Here is a 20,615-nt window from a genome sequence, read left to right on the forward strand (position 1 = left end):
TTCCCCCGTGAACACCTTGCGCATGACATTCTTCATAATCGTTTCCGGAAAATTCGACGCTGTCTGCATCCCGGTTTCAACCTTCCCAGGGCGCCACTGCGTCAACGTCAATGGCATACCGTTCAATGGCGTGGGCACAGACGCTGGCGTCCAGGCGCCCTACGTGTGCCAGTGAAGTCAGCGCACTCAAGACGATCTGATAGCGGTCCACTTCGAAAAACCTGCGCAGCTGGCTGCGGGTATCGCTGCGGCCAAATCCGTCGGTGCCGAGTACGGTGTAATGGCCATCGAGATAGCTTGAGATCAGCTGGGGCAAGGCGCGAACGTAATCGGTACAGGCAATGATCGGCGCCGAATCGTTGAGCGACGCCTGTACATGGCTGCATCGCGCAGGTTGTCCGGGATGAAGGCGATTCCAGCGTTCCACCTCACGGGCATCCCGTGCCAACTCGGTGAAGCTGGTAACGCTCCAGACCTGGCTGTCAATGTCCCAATCGCCGGCCAACAACTCCGCGGCGGCAATCACTTCGCGCAGGATGGCGCCGGAACCCAACAGCTGGACGCTGCCATGTGCATCCTCGACCTCATGCCGGGCGAACAGGTACATGCCCTTTATGATTGCCTGTTCGACGCCTGCAGGCAGGTTGGGCTGCGGGTAGTTTTCGTTCATCAGGGTGACGTAATAAAACTCGTCCACCTGACGCTCCAGCATCTGGCGCATGCCATGATCCAGGATCACCGCAAACTCACCGGCGAACGCCGGATCGTAGGCGCGGCAGTTCGGCACCATCGAAGCCATCAAGTGGCTGTTGCCGTCCTGGTGCTGCAGACCTTCGCCGCCCAGTGTCGTGCGCCCGGCGGTAGCGCCGAGCAGGAACCCGCGAGCCCGCTGATCTGCTGCCGCCCAGATCAGATCGCCAATGCGCTGGAAGCCGAACATCGAGTAGTAGATATAGAACGGCAACATCGGCAGGCCATGCACCGAATAGCTGGTCGCGGCGGCCACCCAGGAACTGATGGCACCGGCCTCGCTGATGCCCTCTTCGAGAATCTGCCCGTCCAGCGCTTCGCGATAACTCAGGATCGAACCGATGTCCTCCGGTTCATAGCGCTGCCCCACGCTGGAATAGATACCGATCTGCTTGAACAGGCTGGCCATGCCGAAGGTCCGCGCCTCATCCGCCACGATCGGCACGATGCGCGGCCCCAGTTGCTTGTCCCGCAGCAGACCGCTGAGCATCCGCACGAAGGCCATGGTGGTGGACATTTCCTTGCATTCGGCGGCGAGGGCAAACCCGGCGTAGCTGTGCACATCGGGCACGGCCAGGGACGCTGAGGCGGCAGGCCGCGACGGCATGTACCCGCCCAGCGCACGGCGGCGCTCATGCAGGTAGCGCATTTCGGCACTGTCTTGTCCGGGCTTGAAGAAGCTCAGCGAGATCGCCTGCTCATCGGTCAACGGCAGGTTGAAACGGTTGCGGAACGCGAGCAATGCCTCCTGATCGAGTTTCTTCTGCTGGTGCACGGTCATCCTGCCTTGCCCGGCCTCCCCCATGCCGAAGCCTTTCTTGGTCTGCGCCAGGATCACTGTGGGCTTGTTACCCTCAAGCATTGCGCTTTGATACGCGGCAAAGATCTTGACCATGTCGTGCCCACCGCGCTTGAGGCGGTCGATCTGCTCGTCGGTCAGGCCTTGGACCAAATGCGCCAACGCCTCGTTCTGGCCGAAGAAATAATCGCGATTGAAGCGTCCGTCCTTGGCCGCGAATGTTTGAAACTGGCCATCGACAGTGCTGGACAAGGCCTGGACCAATGCGCCGTCTTTATCCCGGGCAAACAGTCCGTCCCAGTCGGAGCCCCAGACCAGTTTGATCACATTCCAGCCCGCACCGCCGAACAGCGCCTCCAGCTCATCGATGATGCGCCAGTTGCCCCGGACCGGACCGTCCAGGCGCTGCAGGTTGCAGTTGATTACCCAGACCAGATTATCCAACCCTTCACGCGCCGCCAGGGTCAGGGCCGACATGCTTTCCGGCTCATCCATTTCACCGTCGCCAAACACCCCCCAGACGGTGCGCCCGGAGGTGTCTTGCAGTCCACGGTGCTCCAGATACCGCATAAAGCGAGCCTGGTAAATCGAACTGATCGGACCGATCCCCATGGAGCCGGTCGGGAACTGCCAGAAGTCCGGCATCAACCAGGGGTGCGGATAACTCGACAACCCCCGGGCGTCATTGGCGCGCGCACCGATCTCTTGCCGATAGTGCTGCAGATCCTGTTCCTGCAGGCGTCCCTCGAGAAAGGCCCGGGCATAGACGCCTGGCGCCGAGTGCGGCTGGTAGAACACCAGATCACCGCCAGAGGTTTCGGTGCGCGCCTTGAAGAAGTGGTTGAAGCCCACTTCGAACAGATCCGCCGCGCTCGCGTAACTGGCGATATGCCCGCCCAGTTCGCCATAGGCATGATTGGCCCTGGCAACCATCGCCAGGGCATTCCAGCGCATGATCGATGCCAGGCGCTCTTCGATGGCCAGGTCTCCGGGAAACACCGGTTGTTGTTCAACGCTGATGGTATTGATGTAGGGCGTGCCGTGACTGGGCCGCCAGCCGATGTCTGAAGCGCCTGCCACGGCCACCAGCATGTCCAGGATCTGCTTGGCCTGTGCCGTTCCTCCGTGGGCGATGACGGACAGCAACGCATCGCGCCATTCAGTGATTTGTTGAGCATCTTCGGTGGCCTGGCCCGACAATTGGGCGTGAAGATCGGACGGATTCATGGGCATCTCCTGCGAATGTCGGTAACGCTTCAAGGTGGCGCGAAGACTCACTCGGGCGAGGCTTTTGACGGGTTCTACCGCGACAACGACGGATCTTGGTTTTGAATGCAGGAGCTGCCGCAGGCTGCGATCTTTTGACTTTAGCGCCTGCAAGGCCACCAAGAATCAAGATCAAAAGATCGCAGCCTGCGGCAGCTCCTACAAAAGCTGAATACACCTGCGAATCACGGATGCCCGGGTCATGGTTGATTCAGTAAAAGGATAGTCCTGACATGGGCTGGATGACGTAGCACGCTTGCAAAGCGCTTATCGCCTGTCACACCGCCATCGCGGGCAAGCCCGCTCCCACAGGGATCCATGGCGAGTCTGGATATTTTGTATGTACCACAACTAACTGTGGGAGCGGGCTTGCCCGCGAAGAGGCCAGGACATCCAACGTCGATGTCGTCTGTCACACCGCATTCGCGAGCAGGCTCGCTCCCACAGGGATCCATGGCGAGTCTGGATATTTTGAGTGGGTGTAAAGCGCGTCAGAGCTGGAAGCCGTGCCCGATCAATCCCGCCAACACCTCACCCGCTTCACTTAACTTCCCCGGGGCCAACATCAGTCGCAGCTCATGCACCGGCAGTTCAGGCAACCCGTCTGCCGTGGTCAGCACGCGCATGCCTGGCCGCACTTGAGCGCGGTCGACGATGCCGACGGCCAAACCGGCTTCGATGGCGGTTTCCAGTGCGGCAACCCCGGCGCTCATGATGACCACCCGCCAGCGCCGGCCCATTTGGGTAAGCGCGTCGACCGCCACGCTTCGGTACGGGCAGCCCTTGCCGTGCAAAGCCAGAGGCACCGGCCTGGCAAGATCCAGCCGGTAGTCGTGGGCAGCCACCCAGACAGGTTGGGTGATGCCCAAGGTCTTGATGCAGCGAGTGTCGGGCGCAGTCACGTCAACCGGCTCCACCAGCAACGCCATATCCAGTTGCCCCCGCCGCAGGCGAATATTCAAGCGCCCACTGGAACCGGTTTCGACCTCCAGTTCGATGTAAGGAAAATCCGCCGTCAGGTGCGGCAGCGTACAGCTCAGTACCGCCCCGGCGTACTCCTCGGAAATGCCCAGCCTGACCCGGCCACTGGCGACCGGCGCGGTGAAACTGGCGAGCATTCGGTCGTGGAGCAACAGGAGCTCGGCGCTTTGCAACGCGAAGCGACGGCCCAGCGGTGTCAGGTTGACAGTCTGGTTGTCACGCTCCAGCAAGCGTCCCCCAGCCAGGGCTTCCAGGCGTCGCACATGCAGACTGACCGCCGACGGGCTTTTGTTCAAAAAGCTCGAGGCCGCCAGGAATTGCCCAAAGCGCACGATGGCATGGAAGGTGCGCAGCAGTTCAATATCAATCGTCTCGGCCATGGTTCAGAAATCCTGCACCAGTGGTGCTGATCGTATCGTTTGATTGCATAACCGCTTCATTCATACCATCGAACTGAGCCCACTGTCAGGTGCCATTCGATGAACGTCATACACCCTCGCTTATCGCTGTTGACCAGCGGCTTGCTGATGTTGGCCATGGTCGTCAGCTGGAGTTCCGGTTTTATCGGCTACCGGTATGTGGCCGATCAGGGCAGCGTTTACCTGGCTACGCTATGGCGTTTCATCCTGGCGGCAGTTGTGTTGCTGCCCTTCGCCTGGCGGGGTTTGCGGGCCTTGCGTGGTCGCGACCTGATGCATCAAGTACTGCTGGGGCTGTTCGCGATTGGCGGCTATATCGGACCGATCGCCGCCTCCATTCAGCTGGGTGTCGCGCCAGGCACGGCGTCACTCATCGCCAATCTGTTGCCACTGACGATCGTGGTGTTGGCCGGTAGCGTGCCCGGGCAGCGCACCCGCGGCTGGCAGTGGTTGGGATTGGCGCTGTGCCTGAGCGGCATGCTGGTGGCCAGCGCTGCCAGCGTCGAATGGGACGCCACTGATCTGCGGGTTTATAGCTTGCCACTGCTGGCAGTGCTGTCCCTGGCGGCGGCTACGCTGTACCAGAAAGCGCTGCCCGGGGCGTCGATGTCCGCCCTGACTGCGTTGTTCATTCAAGTCTGTGCGGTGATCCCGGTGTTTGCCGTGCTGGCGGGCCTTGAAGGCGAAATAAGTCCACCGGCCAGCGCCGGTTTTGCCGGGGGCGTAGTGTGGCTGGTGGTCTTCGCGACTTTGGGTGGCTACGGATTTTACTGGCTGTGCCTGCAGCGGTTCAGCATTCAGCGCATCAGTAGCGCGCTGTTCCTGACCCCGCCGGTGACCATGATCTGGGCCTGGCTGCAGTTCGGCGATCCGTTGAGCAGCAGTGCCATGCTGGGCGTGGCATTGACTCTTGTGGGATTGCCATTGTTGGGGATGAGCCCCCGTGGACGCAATGGCGGATGTCAATCCACTAACCCAAAGCCGTATCCAGAAACATCATGACCCCAAACCCCAACATCAATCCCAGCGTGGCAGGCGTTTCATGCCCGTTGCGATGCGTCTCGGGAATCACTTCATGGGAGACCACGAAGATCATCGCGCCGGCCGCCAGCCCCAGCGCGATCGGATAGCCCAAGGCAAACCCGGAAGACACCCCGAGGCCGATCACCGCGCCCAAGGGCTCCATCAGGCCGGAACCGACGGCCACCAGCGCAGCACGCAGTGCCGAGATGCCCGTCACCCGTAGCGCCAGCGCGATGGCAAGGCCTTCGGGGATGTCCTGCAGCGCGATTGCCGTGGTCAGTGGCAACCCCACGGTCATGTCGCCGTCGGCGAAGCTGACACCGATGGCCATGCCCTCGGGCAAATTGTGCAGGGTGATGGCCAGGACAAACAGCCAGACCCGGTTGATCCGTTGCACCTCGGGCCCTCGCCTTCCGATTTTCTGGTGTTCATGGGGCACAAAGCGATCCAGTCCGACCATCAGTGCCGCGCCCAATCCCATCCCGAACACCACGACGGCGGCAGCCATCATCTGGTTGCCCGTGATGGACTGCGCCGCGTCGATGCCGGGCAGAATCAGCGAAAATGAACTGGCCGCCAGCATCATCCCGGCGGCAAAGCCGAGCATCATGTCCTGGGTGCGCACCGCCACCTCACGCAGCACCAGGGCCAGCACGGCGCCCAGGGCTGTCGCCGCGAAACCGGCAGTGCCGCCCAGCATCGCGAAATGCAGTACGTTCGGGTCGGCCCCTGTCAGCGCGCTATAGCCACTGAACAGCAACAGGCACGTGACGATGGTCAGGATCAACCAGAAACAGGCGCCCTGCCAATTGCTACTGCGAACTTGCTCAAGCCATGAGCGCGATACACTTGCACCCGACGACGCTGGATCTGCCATACAACCTCCTATCGACTGTTCGTCCGCTTACGGCCTGCCCCTGAATTCATCGGTAGCAACTGCCTTGAAATGCGCTGTGCGTCTCGTTCGAATGCCTTCGCCGTGGCACTGAACAAACCGGACAGGTCCAGGGAGCTGTCCCCGGTTCCCCTATTGAAATTCGAAGCCATGTCATTCACTCCGTAGTCTCTTGGTAACAGAAAGGCACCGCACGCCTCAACAGCGTGCGGTGACAGACGGACCGAATGCGCCGCCCACAGTCATCTGAAGCAATTGCCCGATTGAAAATTTTAAAAAGATTTTTGAGTCGCGACAGGCGGTATTGAACCGCTGACTATGCGTCGAATTGCCGCCAGTCGTCGGCGGTATGCCCTGCGAATACAAACTTCCAGTGACCCTTCGATATCTATATCGCCAAGGCAAACGCGTGCCGCGAGCAGATCCATAAGGGAGTCAGCGGATCAGCAAAGCAGAGGTTCTTGCAGGAGGGAGTTGAACGAAACAGCAAGGTGCACCTGCCCTGGCGCACCTTGTAGCGGGGGGAGTGTCAGGCGTTACAGCTCCAGGGGACGATCGCCATGCTCGTCCTTGATGCGGGTCGGCAGGCCCATCACGTCCAGCGCCTTGAGGAACGGCTCAGCCGGCAACTCTTCGACGTTGGCCATGCGCTGAACGTCCCACTCGCCGCGGGCAACCAGCAGGGCTGCTGCCACAGGTGGCACGCCCGCGGTATAGGAAATGCCCTGGCTGTCGGTTTCGGCGTAGGCGTCTTCATGATCGGCCACGTTGTAGATGAACACCTCGCGCGGCTGACCATCCTTGGTGCCCTTGACCAGATCGCCGATGCAGGTCTTGCCGGTGTAGCCGGGCGCCAGCGAGCTCGGGTCAGGCAGCACGGCCTTGACCACTTTCAGCGGCACGACTTCCAGGCCCTCGGCGGTCTTGACCGGTTGCTCGGAGAGCAGGCCGAGGTTCCTGAGTACCGTGAACACATTGATGTAGTGCTCGCCGAAGCTCATCCAGAATCGCACGTTGGGCACGTCGAGGTTCTTCGACAGCGAGTGCACTTCATCGTGGCCGGTCAGGTACAGGTTCTGCGCCCCTACCACCGGCAGGTCGTCGGTGCGTTTGACTTCGAACATGGTGTTGCTGGTCCACTGGCTGTCCTGCCAGCTCCACACCTGTCCGGTGAATTCGCGGAAGTTGATTTCCGGGTCGAAATTGGTGGCGAAATATTTGCCATGGGAGCCGGCATTGACGTCGAGAATGTCGATCGAATCAATGTGGTCGAAATACTGTTGTTGCGCCAGCGCCGCATAGGCGTTGACCACACCCGGGTCGAAGCCCACACCGAGGATGGCGGTGATGTTCTTCTCTTTGCATTCCTCGAGGTGATTCCACTCGTAGTTGCCATACCAGGGCGGCGTCTCGCAGATTTTGCCCGGTTCTTCGTGAATGGCGGTGTCCAGGTAGGCCACGCCGCTATCGATGCAGGCACGCAGCACCGACATGTTGAGGAAGGCGGAGCCGACGTTGATGACGATCTGCGATCCGGTTTCGCGGATCAGCGCCTTGGTCGCTTCCACATCCAGAGCGTCCAGCGCGAAGGCCTGGATGTCGGCGGGCTCTTTGAGGCTGCCCTTGGCCTTGACGCTGTCGATGATGGCCTGGCATTTGGAGATGTTGCGCGACGCGATAGCAATACGACCGAGTTCATCGTTGTGCTGCGCGCACTTGTGGGCCACCACCTTGGCGACACCTCCTGCACCAATGATAAGTACGTTCTTCTTCAATTTATCTAACTCTCCTCTGCGCCAGCTTACGAAAGGCTGGACATGTAGTCGTTGTAACCAAATTCGCGAACCACCTCGATACTACCGTCGAGTTGTTTCACTACGATGGACGGCATTTTCAAGCCATTGAACCAGTTCTTCTTGACCATGGTGTAACCCGCTGCGTCAACGAACGACAGTCGATCGCCGATGGCCAGCGGCCGAGCAAATTGATACTCGCCGAAAATGTCGCCGGCCAGGCAGGATTTGCCGCACACCATATAGGTGTGCTCACCCTCGCTTGGCGCCAGCTTTGCGTTCAGGCGATAGATCAGCAGGTCGAGCATGTGCGCTTCGATGGAGCTGTCCACGACTGCCAGGTGCTTGCCGTTGTACAGGGTGTCGAGCACCGTGACTTCCAGCGACGCGCTCTGGGTGATGGCGGCTTCGCCCGGCTCCAGGTAGACCTGCACGCCGTACTTCTGCGAGAAGGCCTTGAGGCGCGCGCAGAACTCGTCCAGCGCGTAGCCTTCACCGGTAAAGTGAATGCCGCCACCGAGGCTGACCCACTCGACCTTGTGCAGCAGATGACCGAAACGCTCTTCGATGGTGCACAACATCTGGTCGAACAGGCCGAAGTCGCCGTTCTCGCAGTTGTTGTGGAACATGAAGCCAGAGATCTGCTCGATGACCTGCTCGATCTTCACCGGGTCCCATTCGCCCAGGCGGCTGAACGGACGCGCCGGGTCGGCCAGCAGATAATCCGAGCTGCTCACCTGCGGATTGACCCGCAGGCCGCGGACCTTGCCCGCTGACGCTTCGGTGTAGCGCTGCAACTGGCCGATGGAGTTGAAGATGATCTTGTCGCAGTTGTCGAGCATCTCCTCGATCTCGTCGTCGGCCCAGGCCACGCTGTAGGCGTGGGTCTCGCCGGCGAACTTCTGTCGACCGAGCTTGAGTTCGTAAAGCGACGACGACGTGGTGCCGTCCATGTACTGCTGCATCAGGTCGAACACCGACCAGGTGGCGAAGCACTTGAGCGCCAGCAGGGCCTTGGCCCCGGACTGTTCGCGCACATAGGCGATCTTCTGCATGTTCGCCAGCAGCTTCTGTTTATCGATGAGGTAATACGGCGTTTTGATCATTTCGAGGCGCCTCCGGCAAGGCCAGCCAAAAAAGGATGCGCATTGTGCCTTCACTTATTACATATCGAAAGAGCAGAATGCGCAGTTTGCCGATTGTCTGGTGGCCTTTACCTGATCGATTGAATCGAAAATGCAGCGCTTGGTGCCCTTCGGGCTGACGAATGGTGTTAATTTTGGAAATGTTCTGTTACTTCGATCAGACACTTCCTACCACCAGCCTGCAAAGGAATGCCCCAGCAATGAATTGTTCACTCAAGCACCTGGCCGCAGCCACCCTGATACTGGCCAGCCTTTCGTCGTTTACCACGCCAGCGTACGCCAACATCACCCCGCAACAGAGCACGGCCATCCTCAAGCGCTTCGATAACGCATCTGTTACGGATTTCAGGCAGTTCCTGGGAGACCTGGCCAAGAGCGACCTGGCCAAAACCGACGACCTCGGCGCGGCCATCAGTGCCTTCCTGGGCAACAAGACCCTTGCCCCTGAACAGCAGAACGAGATCCATCGCCTGCTGGGCATTTATGCACGGGTGAAATACGGCAACGCGGCCAACGAGACCCTGCGCGAACTGGTCGCCATCCCGACCTTCCGCGTGGACGGCGTTGCCCAGCACGAGAATCCCGAGTTCATCAAGATCGCCGACAAACTCAAGGGCCTGGCCCAGGCCTTCAACCTGAACTTTCGCAACATCGACAACCGCGTCTACGAAATCGCCCTCGAGGGCAGCGGCGAGGAAGTCGTGGGCCTTCACGCGCATGCCGATGTGGTGCCCGTGACCCCGGAAAACTGGGTCCTCAAAGACGGCACCCGGCTCGACCCGTTCAAGGTCACCCTGGTTGGCGACCGCCTGTACGGCCGGGGCACCGAGGATGACAAGAACGGCATCGTCGTGGCGCTCTACGCCATGAAGGTGATCAAGGAAGAAAAGCTGCCGCTGGCGCGAAATTTCAAGCTGCTGATAGACACCACCGAGGAAACCACCGGCGACGCCATCCCTTACTACTTTGAACGCAACCCGACGCCCAACTACAACCTGGCACTCGATGGCAGCTACCCGGTGGTGATCGCCGAAAAAGGCTACGGCACTGTCATGGCCAGTTTTACCCGGCGTGCCGCCGAGGGCAAAGGCGCCGAAATCACTTCAATGACGGGCGGGTTGGCCACCAACCAGATTCCGTCGACTTCGGTCGCCACACTCGTGACGGACCAACCCGCCGAACTGGCCGCCAGCCTGCAGAAAGCCGGTGCCGATTATGCCCGGCGCAATGGCGGCAACTTCGAAGTGACCGCCAAGGTCGTCGGCCAGGACGTCCAGCTGACGGTCACCGGCGTTTCCGCCCACTCCTCCGAACCCGAATCCGGCGTCAACCCGGTGGCCAGGATGCTGGACTTGATCAACAGCCTCGACGGCAAGGTCGCGCTCAAGCACAACCACATCACCGACGCCGCTCGCTACGCCGCCGACAACTGGGGACTGGATTACCTGGGCGGTAAATTGGGTGTGGGCTTTTCCGATGCCTTCATGGGACCGCTGACGGCCTCCCTGACCTATGTCGGGATGGATGAAAAAGCCTTCAAGCTCGCGGTCAACCTGCGGGTGCCGAAAGGCAAGTCACCAGAAGTGCTCAAGACTGAAATCGCCGACAAGCTGGGCGCCTGGAGCAAAAATACCCACATTGCGCCGACCTTCGACTACTCGATCGCCGAGCCGATGTACCGCAACCCCGAGGGTGAATGGGTCAAGGCCCTGCTGGCCGTGGCCAGCGAAAACCTGGGCATGAAACACGAGTTCGGCACCTCGGCCGGCGCCACCTCGGTCCATGAGCTGCCCAATGGCGTGCAATTCGGCCTGGCCCGGCCCGAGCTCAAGTACACCGGCCACACCGACAACGAGTTCAAGACCGTCGACCAGTTCCTGCTGGACCTGCAGATCGTGACCGAGATGCTGGGACGCATCGGGCAGTTGCCGAAACTCTGATCGCCTTTCGGACCCGCTGTCTGGCGGGTCCATCTTTTTCATGGTCTTGAACCCGTCGTAACGCCGGGCACCTGTAATGCGGCCTCGGCCGACCAGTCTTTTAATAACTATATGTCCCCGACCCCATTCCCACGCGCCAACGCCCCTTGTTCCGACCCAGGGCGGGTGGGCGAAAAATCTTGAAGGGCTGAATGATCCAGAGGCAGTGACTGCGTCAGAATGTCGCAAGTTATCAAGACTCGCTGGAATTGTTAGACTCGCGCCCGGTTAGGCTGAGATGGATCATCAGTTTCCCTATCAAGGTTAATCAGCCGTACGGTCTTATGGACTGCAGGGCTCAGCTAAAGGTTCGCAGGACATGAGTGTTTGTTTGACTCGCCGCAAGGTGGTTGCAGGTATTGGCTTGCTCAGTCTTGGCCTTCTCAGCGGTTGCGACAACAGCGTCAAGCTGTCGTACAGATACGGCAAGGATCTGAGCGATCAGATCCTCGGGCGGACCTTCAAGTTGAAGGACACTGAAGGCAACCTGACGACGCTCTCGAGCTATCGGGGCATGATGCCGATGGTTTTTTTCGGCTTCACTCAATGCCCGGCGGTATGCCCTACGGCCCTGGCTCGCGCAGTGCAGATCAAGAAGCTGATGGGTAAGGACGGTGATCGTCTCCAGGTCATCTTTATCACCCTTGATCCTGAACGGGATACACCGGCGGTACTGGACGCCTACGTCAAGACCTTTGATCCTTCATTTGTCGCGCTACATGGGACCCTGGAGGAAACGGCTGCAACGGCTAAAGAGTTCGGTGTGTTTTATGAAAAAATTCCGAGCGGTTCCACCTATACGCTTTCTCATACGGCTACCAGCTACGTTTATGACTCCAGGGGCACGCTACGCCTTGGGTTATCCCATTCGCTTTCTGCACAAGAGTGCACGGAAGATTTGCTGACCGTCATGGAGGTCTGCTAGTGAACACGAATGCCATTACCCCCGCTATCAATGCGCACCTGAAACAGATCGTGCTTGGGCTTTCCTTGCTGGGATTGGCTTTTCAGGTTTCAGCCCAGACTCAGGTAGAAGACGCCTGGATTCGCGCCACCGTTGCCGGACAACAAGCGACCGGGGCGTTCATGACAGTCACGGCGAGCGGCGACAGCAAGCTGATTGGCGCACAATCACCTGCGGCCAAGATCGTGCAGATTCACCAGTCCACCATGAAAAACGATGTGATGAGCATGCAACCGGTAGAGTCCGTGGCCTTGCCTGCCGGAAAACCGGTGGCGTTGGATCCTCATGGCTATCACGTGATGCTTATCGACCTGGTCGCTCAAGTCAAGGAAGGCGACAAGGTGCCGCTGGTGCTGACCGTTGAGAATGCCGCAGGTGAAATCGAGTCGATCAAGATCGAAGCCCAGGCACGGGCACTGAACATGCCTGATCACAGCAAGATGCATTGACGGGGTGCGATTGGGCACCCCGTGGGAACTGGCCAAGGCCGCGGTCTATCTTGCCTCTGACGAATCGACGTTCGTGGTGGGGACAGAGTTGTTGGTGGATGGCGGCGTCGGCAACTTGTGAACTGCACGCCGATGGTTCAAAGCACCCCGGGCACCACCAGGGTCAACCAGGCCACACAGGGTCCCACCAGGGCAATCACCGCGCTGTAGATCAGCAGGCTGCGCAACACTTTTTCTCGCTCCTGCACGGGTGTATTGGCAACCACCAGCGCGCCATTGGTGGAGAACGGGCTGGTGTCGACGATGGTGGTGGAAATGGCGATGGCCGCGACTACGCCGACCGCACTGATGTGGCCCTGGCTCAAGAATGGCACCGCCAGGGGAATGATCACCCCTAGCAACGCCGTGGACGAGGCGAAGGACGAGATAATTGCGGCGGTGAAGCACAGCAGCAACGCCACCAGCAGCGGCTCACCCAAGCCGGAGATGCCATGGGCGACATAGTCGATGGTGCCGATGGTCTGCATCACTCCGATGTAAGTGATGATCCCGGTGATCAGCAGGACAGTCGACCAACTGACCTTGTCGATGGCCGCCTTCTGCGCCGCAGGCGCGAACATGGCCAAGACCACCGCGACCGTCATGGCCACCAACCCGATATTGAACTTGAACACTAATGCCGAGATCGCCAGGGCCAACAGACCGACCAGCGTCGACAGCTTGGCCCCGTCCAGACCGCTGACGGTCTGGAGCGGCGCACCGGCGCCCGTCAGGTCAGTGCGATGATAAGCCGGGGAAGACGGCGTACCGCCGTGGCCAAGAATGGCCAGCGATGCACCCGCGGCATGCAACTGGAGACCGGGCGAGGCCGGCACCAGCGACAGGCGAGCGCTGCGTAAACCACCGAAGACGACGAACACCACCATGGCAATCCCCAGGTTGAACAGCAGACTGGTGATGAACAGGGTGAACGGTGCATTAGGCAGCCCGGAGGACGCAACGATCTGATTGGTTATGCCACCGAAAATACTCACAGGCGAGAAGCTGCCGCCTTGGGCGCCGTGAATCACCATCAGGCCCATGAGCACCGGGTTGATGCGGTACTGCACGGCGAAGTTCAGCGCAATAGGCGCAAGGATCGCTGCCACCGCAGGGCTCAGCGCACCGAAACCGGTGAGCAGCGCCGCCACCACGAACATCACCCAAGGTATCCAGGCGACATGGCCACGCACCATCAACACTGCCCGTTCGATCAGCCAGTCGATGGTGCCGTTGTTCTGGGCGATGCCGAACAAATAGGTGACACCGACCAACGTCAGGAACAGGTCACTGGGAAAACCGGCGAAGATGGTCGCCGATGTCATGTCCATGATCACCGAACCGACGATAAAGGCCGCCGCGAACGCCAGCGCGCCCATGTTGATGGGCAACACGCTAGCGATGCCGAAAATGACCACTAATACTAAAATCGACAGAATCTCATTGTTCATTTCAATCTGACTCCCCGCATTCGGACGGCCCCGCAGGTACCGTCCTTGTTGTTATTTTTCCGGGATGTGGAGCAACCGATTCACGTCAGGCCGGGCGTGCCGAAACGAAATCTGTCGTGCTAATTGCCACTGAACACCGCCGGCCGGCGCTCGGCAAAGGCTGCCAGCCCTTCGCCAAAGTCAGCACTTTCGCAGGCTTGTCGGCGCAGTTCGGCAATCTGTTCCATCGCCTGCACCGGCATCGGTTGCAGGTCTTCGAGGATACGCAGCTGTTCCTTGACCGCCGCAATGGCCAGCGGCGCTTTGCTGGCGATGCCGTGCGCCAGTTCCAGCGCGGTCGCTTCCAGTACATCAGTGTCGACCAGTCTGTTGACCAGACCAAACCGTTCCGCCCGCTGCGCATCAAGCTTCTGTGCAGTGAAAAACATCTCCTTCAACACATGAATCGGCAAATTGTTGAAGAAGCGCAGCAATCCGCTGGTGGTGTATGGCAATCCAATGTTCACCGGAGTCATGGCAAAGCTGGCGCTGCGGTCCGCGACGACCATGTCGCAGCTCATGACCAGATCCACCGCGCCGCCCCACACCGAGCCGGACACCAGGGCGATCACCACGCCGGGATAGGCGCGGATGCGGCGCAATACCTGTTCGAGCGGTTTGCCGTAGGCAATCGGGTCGCGGTCGTGTTGCAGTTCGCGGATATCGTGGCCGGCACTCCACACGGATTGGCCCACTTCGCTACCGAGGATCACCACCGGGATGCGTTGTGACGCCAGGGCGACGAGGCTTTCGTCGAGCGCCGTCAGCAGTTGTGCACTGAGTGCATTGCGGTGTGTGGGGTTGCTGAAGACCAGCCGCGCGATGCGTTCATCGACCCGGTTGACGGTCACGGTAGCGCAAGAGGTTGGATTCATTGTGTGGTTCCTGTTGATTGTGCGCAGGTCATCTCGTCGCAGGCTTGAAACACTATTTTAGCGGCGAGCAGTGCGTTGATCGATGCAACGTCGAAACCGGCTTCGCGCAGTACTTCGACGGTGTGTTCGCCGAGCAGTGGCGGTGGGCGGCTGGCAACGCCGGCAGTGGCGCCGAACACCGGGGTCACTACCTGACGCAATGCGCCGAGTGTCGGGTGCATGAGTGTTTCGGTCAGTTGGCTGTGCAGCACCTGCGGGTCGTCGAAGACCTCATCGAGTGTGTTGATCGGGCCGGCGGGTAATCCTGCGTCGACGAACAGCGTGGTCCACTCGCGTTTGCTGCGGGTTTTCAAACGGCTTTCCAGAATTTCTCTCAATTGGTCACGACGTTCGACCCTCGCTTCATTGGTGGCGAAACGCGGATCGTCCGGCAGCTCGGGCAACTCGAGCAGGACGCACAAACGCCCCCACATGGCCGAGGTGATCGGCGCCAGATTGAGCGGCCCATCCTTTGTCTGGAACACGCCGTAAGGCGCAATCACCGAATGGGCGTTGCCGGTGCGACGCGGCACATCCCCCAGGCTGAGGTAGCGTTGGCCGTGCACACTCAGCAACCCGACCAGACTGGCCAGCAGCGACGTACTGACATGCTGGCCGCGCCCGGTGCGCTCGCGCTCGAGCAGTGCGGCCAGCACCGCTGTCACCAACCACATGCCCGAGGTCAAATCGCCGATGGCGGTGCCGGTGCGCGTCGGGTCGCCATCGACGAAACCGGTCAGGCTCATCAGCCCCGAGTAGCCTTGGGCAATCTGGTCGAAGCCCGGCCAACTGCTCATCGGCCCGTCGGCGCCAAAGGCGTTGATGCTGCCCATCACCAGTCGCGGATTACGGGCGCTGAGCACCTCATAACCGAGGCCCATGCTTTCCAGCGTGCCGGGTTTGAAGTTCTCGATGACGACGTCGGCGTCATCGATCAGCTGCTGGATGGTGGCCAGCCCTTGGGGATTGCGCAAGTCAATGCACATGCCGCGCTTGTTGCGGTTGCACGATAAATAGTAGGTGCTCACGCCCCGGTCGAAGGGGCCCCAGCTGCGGCTCATGTCGCCAGTCGGGCCGGGCTCGATCTTGATCACATCGGCACCGAGGTCTGCCAGCACCATGGTGCAGAACGGCCCCGACAGTGCGCGACTCAGGTCGACGATTTTCACGCCTTGCAAAGCTTGCATAGGGTTCTCCAGTGAAGGGTTGAGTACGGACATTGCGCCAAGGCCTGTTGAGGCGCTGCTTGCCTTGATGGCCGTTAGCGCTTCATTTGTTGTGAGACGAGTCTAGGCGGCGTATCTCATAACCTTCAAATATGATATTCCTCTGTATTCATCGGAAAATCATATGGCTTGGAGGGGGACTGATGGACCTGCGCCAGTTGCGGTATTTCATCAAAGTGGTCGAGTGCGCGAACATCACCCGCGCCAGTGAAGCGCTGCACATCGCGCAGCCAGCCATCAGCCAGCAGATGCGCAACCTGGAACAGGACATGGGCATGCAACTGCTCGAGCGCAGCGTGCATGGCGTTGTTCCCACGGCGGCTGGGCAAACGCTTTATCGGCATGCCATCGAACTGCTGCGCCAGGCCGACGGCACCCAGGAACTGCTGCGCCAGGACGCCGAATTCCCGCAAGGCAAAGTCTCGGTCGGCATGCCGTCGAGTACGGCGCGCATGTTGGCAATTCCGCTCGCGCGCACGATTCGCAGCCGTTACCCGGGCATCAAGTTGGAATTGATCGATGCCCCGAGCGCCGAACTCGGACACCTGATCACGGTAGGACGGGTGGCACTGGCGGTGAATGTCGATGCGGTCGAAACCCGGGGCATGGCTTTGCGGCGGCTGTTGACCGAAACGCTGTACCTGGTGGCGTGGCCGGAATTTGCATTACCGGATGGACCGGTGTCGATCGAGGCATTGGCGAAGATGCCGCTGGTGCTGCCCTGTGCCCCGAACACGATTCGCAGTCGGGTCGAATCTGCACTGCAGGAGGCCGGCCTGAAATGCGAGGTTGAGTTCGAAGCCAATTCCACCGACCTGTTGTTCTCAGCCGTCAAGGCGCAGCTCGGTGTCACGATCCTGCCGTGGGCCGCTGCCCATGTTGAGCTTGTGCAACACAGGCTCAAGCTGGCCAGGATCGATCATCGACTGTTCAAGCGGGATCTTTCGCTGTGCTGGCATGACACGGTTGTAGAGAGCAATGCCGTGCAGAAGGTCAAGTCGACCATTTTCGAGCTGTTCGAGGAATTCGGGCGGCAGCCGGGGTGGGCAGATGGGCAGTAATGGGGGAGTCGCCCTCTTCCAGTGATTCCCGCCGAAAAACGGAAATGCTGCCGTCGCTCGTCGCGTTCCGGACCTGGTTGCTGGAACAGATCTGAACGGCCCACCCCACTGATCAGCGTCCGAGGAACGCGTAGCCAAAACCGACAACCTTGGCGTCTTCGCCGTAGCCGCCGAGGAACGAAACACCGACCGGCAGGTTGCCCTTGATGGTGCCTGCCGGAACGGTGATCTCGGGAAATCCTGTCGCGGAGGCAATGTACGACGACGCGTAGGTATCGCCGGATGTGCACACGTAACTGTCATCGGTCACGCCGTGCACCACCGACGCCGGGCAGTTGATGGTGGCGAAGAACAGGCTGTCGACGTTGTTCTGCTTCATGATGCCCATCAGCTGCTGGCGCAACTGCGGGATCTTCCGCGAGAGGATGGAGATGTATTGCGGCGAATCGGTGCTGGTGGTATTCGCTACCGTTTCCAGCCCGGCCAGGCGCGCCGGGTTCATCCCATGCGGTCCGTTTTCAGCCTGGTTCTTTCTGGCCAGGTCGAGAAACTGCGCCAGCGTTCGCGGCTGGCTCGGATTGAGCGTGGCCAGGTAGCGTTCGAATTGCGGTTTGAATTCGCTCTCCCCCACTGGGCCGAGTACGTCGCCCCATAGGGTTTCAAAGGCTTTTGGCAATTCAATGGAGACGACACGCGCACCGCGTTTGCCGAGGGTTTCCTGGGCAGCTTTAAAGACCGCATCCACCTCCGGATTGGCGCCTTTGAAGTTGGTGATCACCCCGATGGTCTTGCCTTGCAGCGAGGTGGAGTTCAACGCGGGTTCGAACTGTATTTTGTCTGCGGCGATATCCAGGGTCGCCGGGTCGGTTTTGTCCTGGCCCTTGATCGCGTCGAGCACGATGGCCTGGTCCAGCACGCTGTTGGTGATGACGCCACCCGTATCGAACGCGAGCGACAGTGGAATAATGCCGCTGCGACTGATCAACCCCAGCGAAGGTCGAAAACCCACCGTACCTGTAACGCTGGCCGGTGCGCGGATCGAGCCGCTGGTGTCCGACCCCAACGCAAAGGGTGCAAATGCTGCTGCCACCGAGGCGGCAGAACCACTGCTGGAGCCCGACGCATCACGCTTGGTGTTTTTCGGATTCAGCGTCTGGCCGCCAAACGAGCTGTAGCCAAACCAGCCAAACGACGCGGCCAGTTCCGACAGGTTGGCTTTGCCGAGCAGAATCGCTTGCCCGTCGATCAGCTTCTTGACGGTGAAGGCATCCTGGCTCGGCACAGACGAACGCAGCACATAGGACCCACCGGAGGTGACCATTCCGGCGGTGTCAAAATTATCCTTCACCACAAACGGAATACCGGCCAATGGTGCGTACTCGGCATTGGGATTTTTCGCCCGTTCAGCATCCCACTGGCGGGCCTGATCGATCGCCTGTTCATTGATGGTCACCAGCGCATTGATGTTTTGGCCCTGGTGATTATTCGCCTGAATGTTATCCAGATAGTGCTGGACCAGTTGCTCGGAACTGAGGGTCCCGTTATTCAATGCATGACGCATATCGGCGAGGGTCATGCGGTCGATACCGTCATCCGCCTGAGCACCTGCCGCCAACAGCAAAAACGAGCACGCCACGAACTTTTTATTCAACTGCATGGGTAGTCCCCTAATAAGTACAGACGAACGAAATGAGCTCACGCCCCAAACGATTGGGATGAGCGTCACAACTAAGCAGGATAAAAAGAGGCCAGCGATATTCAGCTGGCCCGGACAATCATGATCAAACCGGGTGACTTCAACGCCACCGCGAACTAACTAGAGCAGCTTACTCTTCTGTAGAAATTCCTTGGACACGCTCTCGATGGATTCACGGCCGACGTCGACCCGGGAATTGAGGCCCGCAATGGTGTCGTCGTCCAGCTTGGACGACAGGGCGTTGAGCAACTCGCCGATCTTCGGGTTCTCTTTGAACACTTCAGTGCGAATCACTGGCGTCAGCGCATAGCTGGGGAAGAAGCCTTTATCGTCTTTCAGTACCACGAAGCCGAAGGCCGGAATCCGCCCATCCGTCGACAGGACCAAGGCCAGATCGACCTGACCATCCCTGAGCGCCTGATAGGTCAGCCCGCCGTCCATACGAACGATGTTCTTGCGCTCAAATTCAAACTTGTACGTCTCTTGCAGAGGACGCAAGCCATCGGGTCGCGAGAAGAACTCAGCGTTGGAGGCGAATTTATAGGTTTTGCCGCCCTGGATATTCTTCGCAAGATCGCTGATGGAGACGACGCCATCTTTCTCGGCCTCTTCCTTGCGCATGGCAAAGGCGTAGGTGTTATTGGCCTTGGAAGGGTTCAACCAGGTGATGCCCTTCTGCGCGTCAAGCTCGCTGATCTTCTTGTACGTTTGGTCAGCGTCGAGTTTGTCCGTGACTTTATTGTAAGTAATCAGCGAAGTGCCGGTGTACTCCCAATACACATCGACCTGCCCATTCTCTTGCGCCGCGCGCAAAACGGAGGAGCCCAGGTCCGGGCGTTTATCGACGCTGTAGCCATTGGCGCGCAGGAGTTGAGCGGTCATCTCGGCAACCAATTGCTGCTCGGTAAATTTCTTGCCGCCGACCACAATCGTGCTGTTGGCAGACGCACTGCCCACAACACCTGAAACAAGACTCAGGGTAAAGATCAGACTGGCCAGCATTCGATAAATCATCGTGCACCTCATATTATTGGTTTTTGTCTATGGTCTTCAGATTCATTCGCGCCCGGCCAACCTCAAGCCCCGTGACACTGCAATGTTTTGAATCAAGCCGCAGCCCAGATCGACTGCAATCGCCAACAGCGCAGTCGCTGCGGCGCCGGCCAGCATCATGCCGAAGTCGTTCAGGTCGATCCCGGTAAAGATCAACTCGCCCAGCCCGCCGCCACCGACCAGGAAGGCCAGCGGCGCGGTACCGACGTTGATCGCCAGCGCCGTGCGGATGCCCGCGAAAATCACGTTCATTGCATTCGGAATTTCGACTTTCCACAGCGTTTCGCGGGGCGTCATGCCCATGGCTTCGGCCGCTTCGACCAAGTGCTGCGGCACGGCCCGCAAGCCTTCATAGGTGTTGACCGCCACGGGCAACAACGTGGCGACAAACAAGCCGATGATGGCCGCGCCGCTGCCGACGCCAATGAAGCTCATGGCCAACGCCAACAACGCGAGCTTGGGGATCGCCTGCCCGACGTTGAGCACCTGCATGCTGGCCATGGCGTAACGCTGGTTCGCCGGACGGCTCATCCACACGCCCAACGGCAGCGCGATGGCCAGGGCCAGCGCCCCACTGATCGCCACGATCTGCAGATGCTGGACCGTCAGGTAGCTGATGTCGCCCCAGTAAAACTGCAGCCCTTCCCACAACCTGCTCAGTAAGTCAGACATC

The 20,615-nt window shown here is 59.8% G+C and carries 17 protein-coding genes; 6 read left to right on the forward strand and 11 right to left on the reverse strand.

What is annotated here, in order from left to right:
• Positions 1 to 76: 76 nt before the first annotated feature.
• Both mdeB and ACA067_RS17540 read right to left on the reverse strand, forming a co-directional pair.
• Positions 77 to 2,776: an alpha-ketoglutarate dehydrogenase gene (gene mdeB / locus ACA067_RS17535; RefSeq protein ID WP_497457739.1), complete on the reverse strand. Its 2,700-nt coding sequence runs from the start codon at positions 2,774 to 2,776 to the stop codon at positions 77 to 79.
• A 530-nt stretch (positions 2,777 to 3,306) separates the two neighbouring features.
• Positions 3,307 to 4,176, reverse strand: coding sequence for a LysR family transcriptional regulator (locus ACA067_RS17540; protein WP_497457740.1), 870 nt, complete (start codon positions 4,174 to 4,176; stop codon positions 3,307 to 3,309).
• Positions 4,177 to 4,275: 99 nt separating this feature from the next.
• Here ACA067_RS17540 and ACA067_RS17545 point away from each other — a divergent pair, with 99 nt between their 5' ends.
• Entirely contained in the window at positions 4,276 to 5,217 is a 942-nt protein-coding gene (locus ACA067_RS17545) for a DMT family transporter (protein WP_497457741.1), read from the forward strand.
• Here ACA067_RS17545 and ACA067_RS17550 read toward each other — a convergent pair.
• The 3 genes from ACA067_RS17550 to nspC form a co-directional block, all read right to left on the reverse strand.
• On the reverse strand, positions 5,186 to 6,115 hold the full coding sequence (locus ACA067_RS17550; RefSeq protein ID WP_497457742.1) for a ZIP family metal transporter: 930 nt from the start codon (positions 6,113 to 6,115) through the stop codon (positions 5,186 to 5,188). The genes ACA067_RS17545 and ACA067_RS17550 overlap by 32 nt on opposite strands.
• A 554-nt stretch (positions 6,116 to 6,669) precedes the next feature.
• Positions 6,670 to 7,908 (reverse strand): saccharopine dehydrogenase family protein, encoded by a 1,239-nt coding sequence (locus ACA067_RS17555; protein WP_497457743.1) that lies wholly within the window; start codon positions 7,906 to 7,908, stop codon positions 6,670 to 6,672.
• Between the two features lie 26 nt (positions 7,909 to 7,934).
• Positions 7,935 to 9,032, reverse strand: coding sequence for a carboxynorspermidine decarboxylase (gene nspC / locus ACA067_RS17560; protein WP_497457744.1), 1,098 nt, complete (start codon positions 9,030 to 9,032; stop codon positions 7,935 to 7,937).
• Between the two features lie 239 nt (positions 9,033 to 9,271).
• Between nspC and ACA067_RS17565 the strand changes: the two genes are divergently transcribed.
• The 4 genes from ACA067_RS17565 to ACA067_RS17580 all read left to right on the forward strand — a co-directional run bounded on the left by ACA067_RS17565 (position 9,272) and on the right by ACA067_RS17580 (position 12,584).
• Positions 9,272 to 11,011, forward strand: coding sequence for a dipeptidase (locus ACA067_RS17565; RefSeq protein ID WP_497457745.1), 1,740 nt, complete (start codon positions 9,272 to 9,274; stop codon positions 11,009 to 11,011).
• Positions 11,012 to 11,369: 358 nt separating this feature from the next.
• The gene (locus tag ACA067_RS17570) at positions 11,370 to 11,975 is read left to right on the forward strand and encodes an SCO family protein (RefSeq protein WP_497457746.1); all 606 of its coding nucleotides are present in this window, start codon (positions 11,370 to 11,372) and stop codon (positions 11,973 to 11,975) included.
• A complete protein-coding gene (locus ACA067_RS17575; protein WP_497457747.1) occupies positions 11,975 to 12,463 on the forward strand; it encodes a copper chaperone PCu(A)C in 489 nt (162 codons plus the stop codon). Before ACA067_RS17570 ends, ACA067_RS17575 begins: the two co-directional genes overlap by 1 nt.
• Positions 12,464 to 12,467: 4 nt before the next feature.
• Positions 12,468 to 12,584: an SDR family oxidoreductase gene (locus ACA067_RS17580; RefSeq protein WP_497457748.1), complete on the forward strand. Its 117-nt coding sequence runs from the start codon at positions 12,468 to 12,470 to the stop codon at positions 12,582 to 12,584.
• 16 nt (positions 12,585 to 12,600) lie between these two features.
• Here the strand turns inward: ACA067_RS17580 and ACA067_RS17585 are convergent, their stop codons facing one another.
• From ACA067_RS17585 to ACA067_RS17595, 3 genes are all read right to left on the reverse strand, one after another.
• A complete protein-coding gene (locus tag ACA067_RS17585; protein WP_497457749.1) occupies positions 12,601 to 13,953 on the reverse strand; it encodes an SLC13 family permease in 1,353 nt (450 codons plus the stop codon).
• Positions 13,954 to 14,072: 119 nt separating this feature from the next.
• Entirely contained in the window at positions 14,073 to 14,867 is a 795-nt protein-coding gene (gene scpB / locus ACA067_RS17590; RefSeq protein ID WP_497457750.1) for a methylmalonyl-CoA decarboxylase, read from the reverse strand.
• On the reverse strand, positions 14,864 to 16,093 hold the full coding sequence (locus ACA067_RS17595; RefSeq protein ID WP_497457751.1) for a CaiB/BaiF CoA transferase family protein: 1,230 nt from the start codon (positions 16,091 to 16,093) through the stop codon (positions 14,864 to 14,866). The genes scpB and ACA067_RS17595 overlap by 4 nt, the downstream gene beginning before the upstream one ends.
• A 182-nt stretch (positions 16,094 to 16,275) precedes the next feature.
• Between ACA067_RS17595 and ACA067_RS17600 the strand changes: the two genes are divergently transcribed.
• Positions 16,276 to 17,193 (forward strand): LysR substrate-binding domain-containing protein, encoded by a 918-nt coding sequence (locus ACA067_RS17600; RefSeq protein WP_497457752.1) that lies wholly within the window; start codon positions 16,276 to 16,278, stop codon positions 17,191 to 17,193.
• Between the two features lie 112 nt (positions 17,194 to 17,305).
• Here the strand turns inward: ACA067_RS17600 and ACA067_RS17605 are convergent, their stop codons facing one another.
• From ACA067_RS17605 to ACA067_RS17615, 3 genes are all read right to left on the reverse strand, one after another.
• Positions 17,306 to 18,850 carry an amidase family protein gene (locus tag ACA067_RS17605; protein ID WP_497457753.1) on the reverse strand — a complete coding sequence of 515 codons (1,545 nt, stop codon included), beginning with the start codon at positions 18,848 to 18,850 and terminating at the stop codon, positions 17,306 to 17,308.
• A 159-nt stretch (positions 18,851 to 19,009) separates the two neighbouring features.
• The gene (locus ACA067_RS17610) at positions 19,010 to 19,903 is read right to left on the reverse strand and encodes a glycine betaine ABC transporter substrate-binding protein (protein WP_497457754.1); all 894 of its coding nucleotides are present in this window, start codon (positions 19,901 to 19,903) and stop codon (positions 19,010 to 19,012) included.
• 42 nt (positions 19,904 to 19,945) lie between these two features.
• Positions 19,946 to 20,614: an ABC transporter permease gene (locus ACA067_RS17615; protein ID WP_497457755.1), complete on the reverse strand. Its 669-nt coding sequence runs from the start codon at positions 20,612 to 20,614 to the stop codon at positions 19,946 to 19,948.
• Position 20,615 lies beyond the last annotated feature (1 nt).

This window comes from Pseudomonas sp. LBUM1674, from assembly GCF_059695635.1.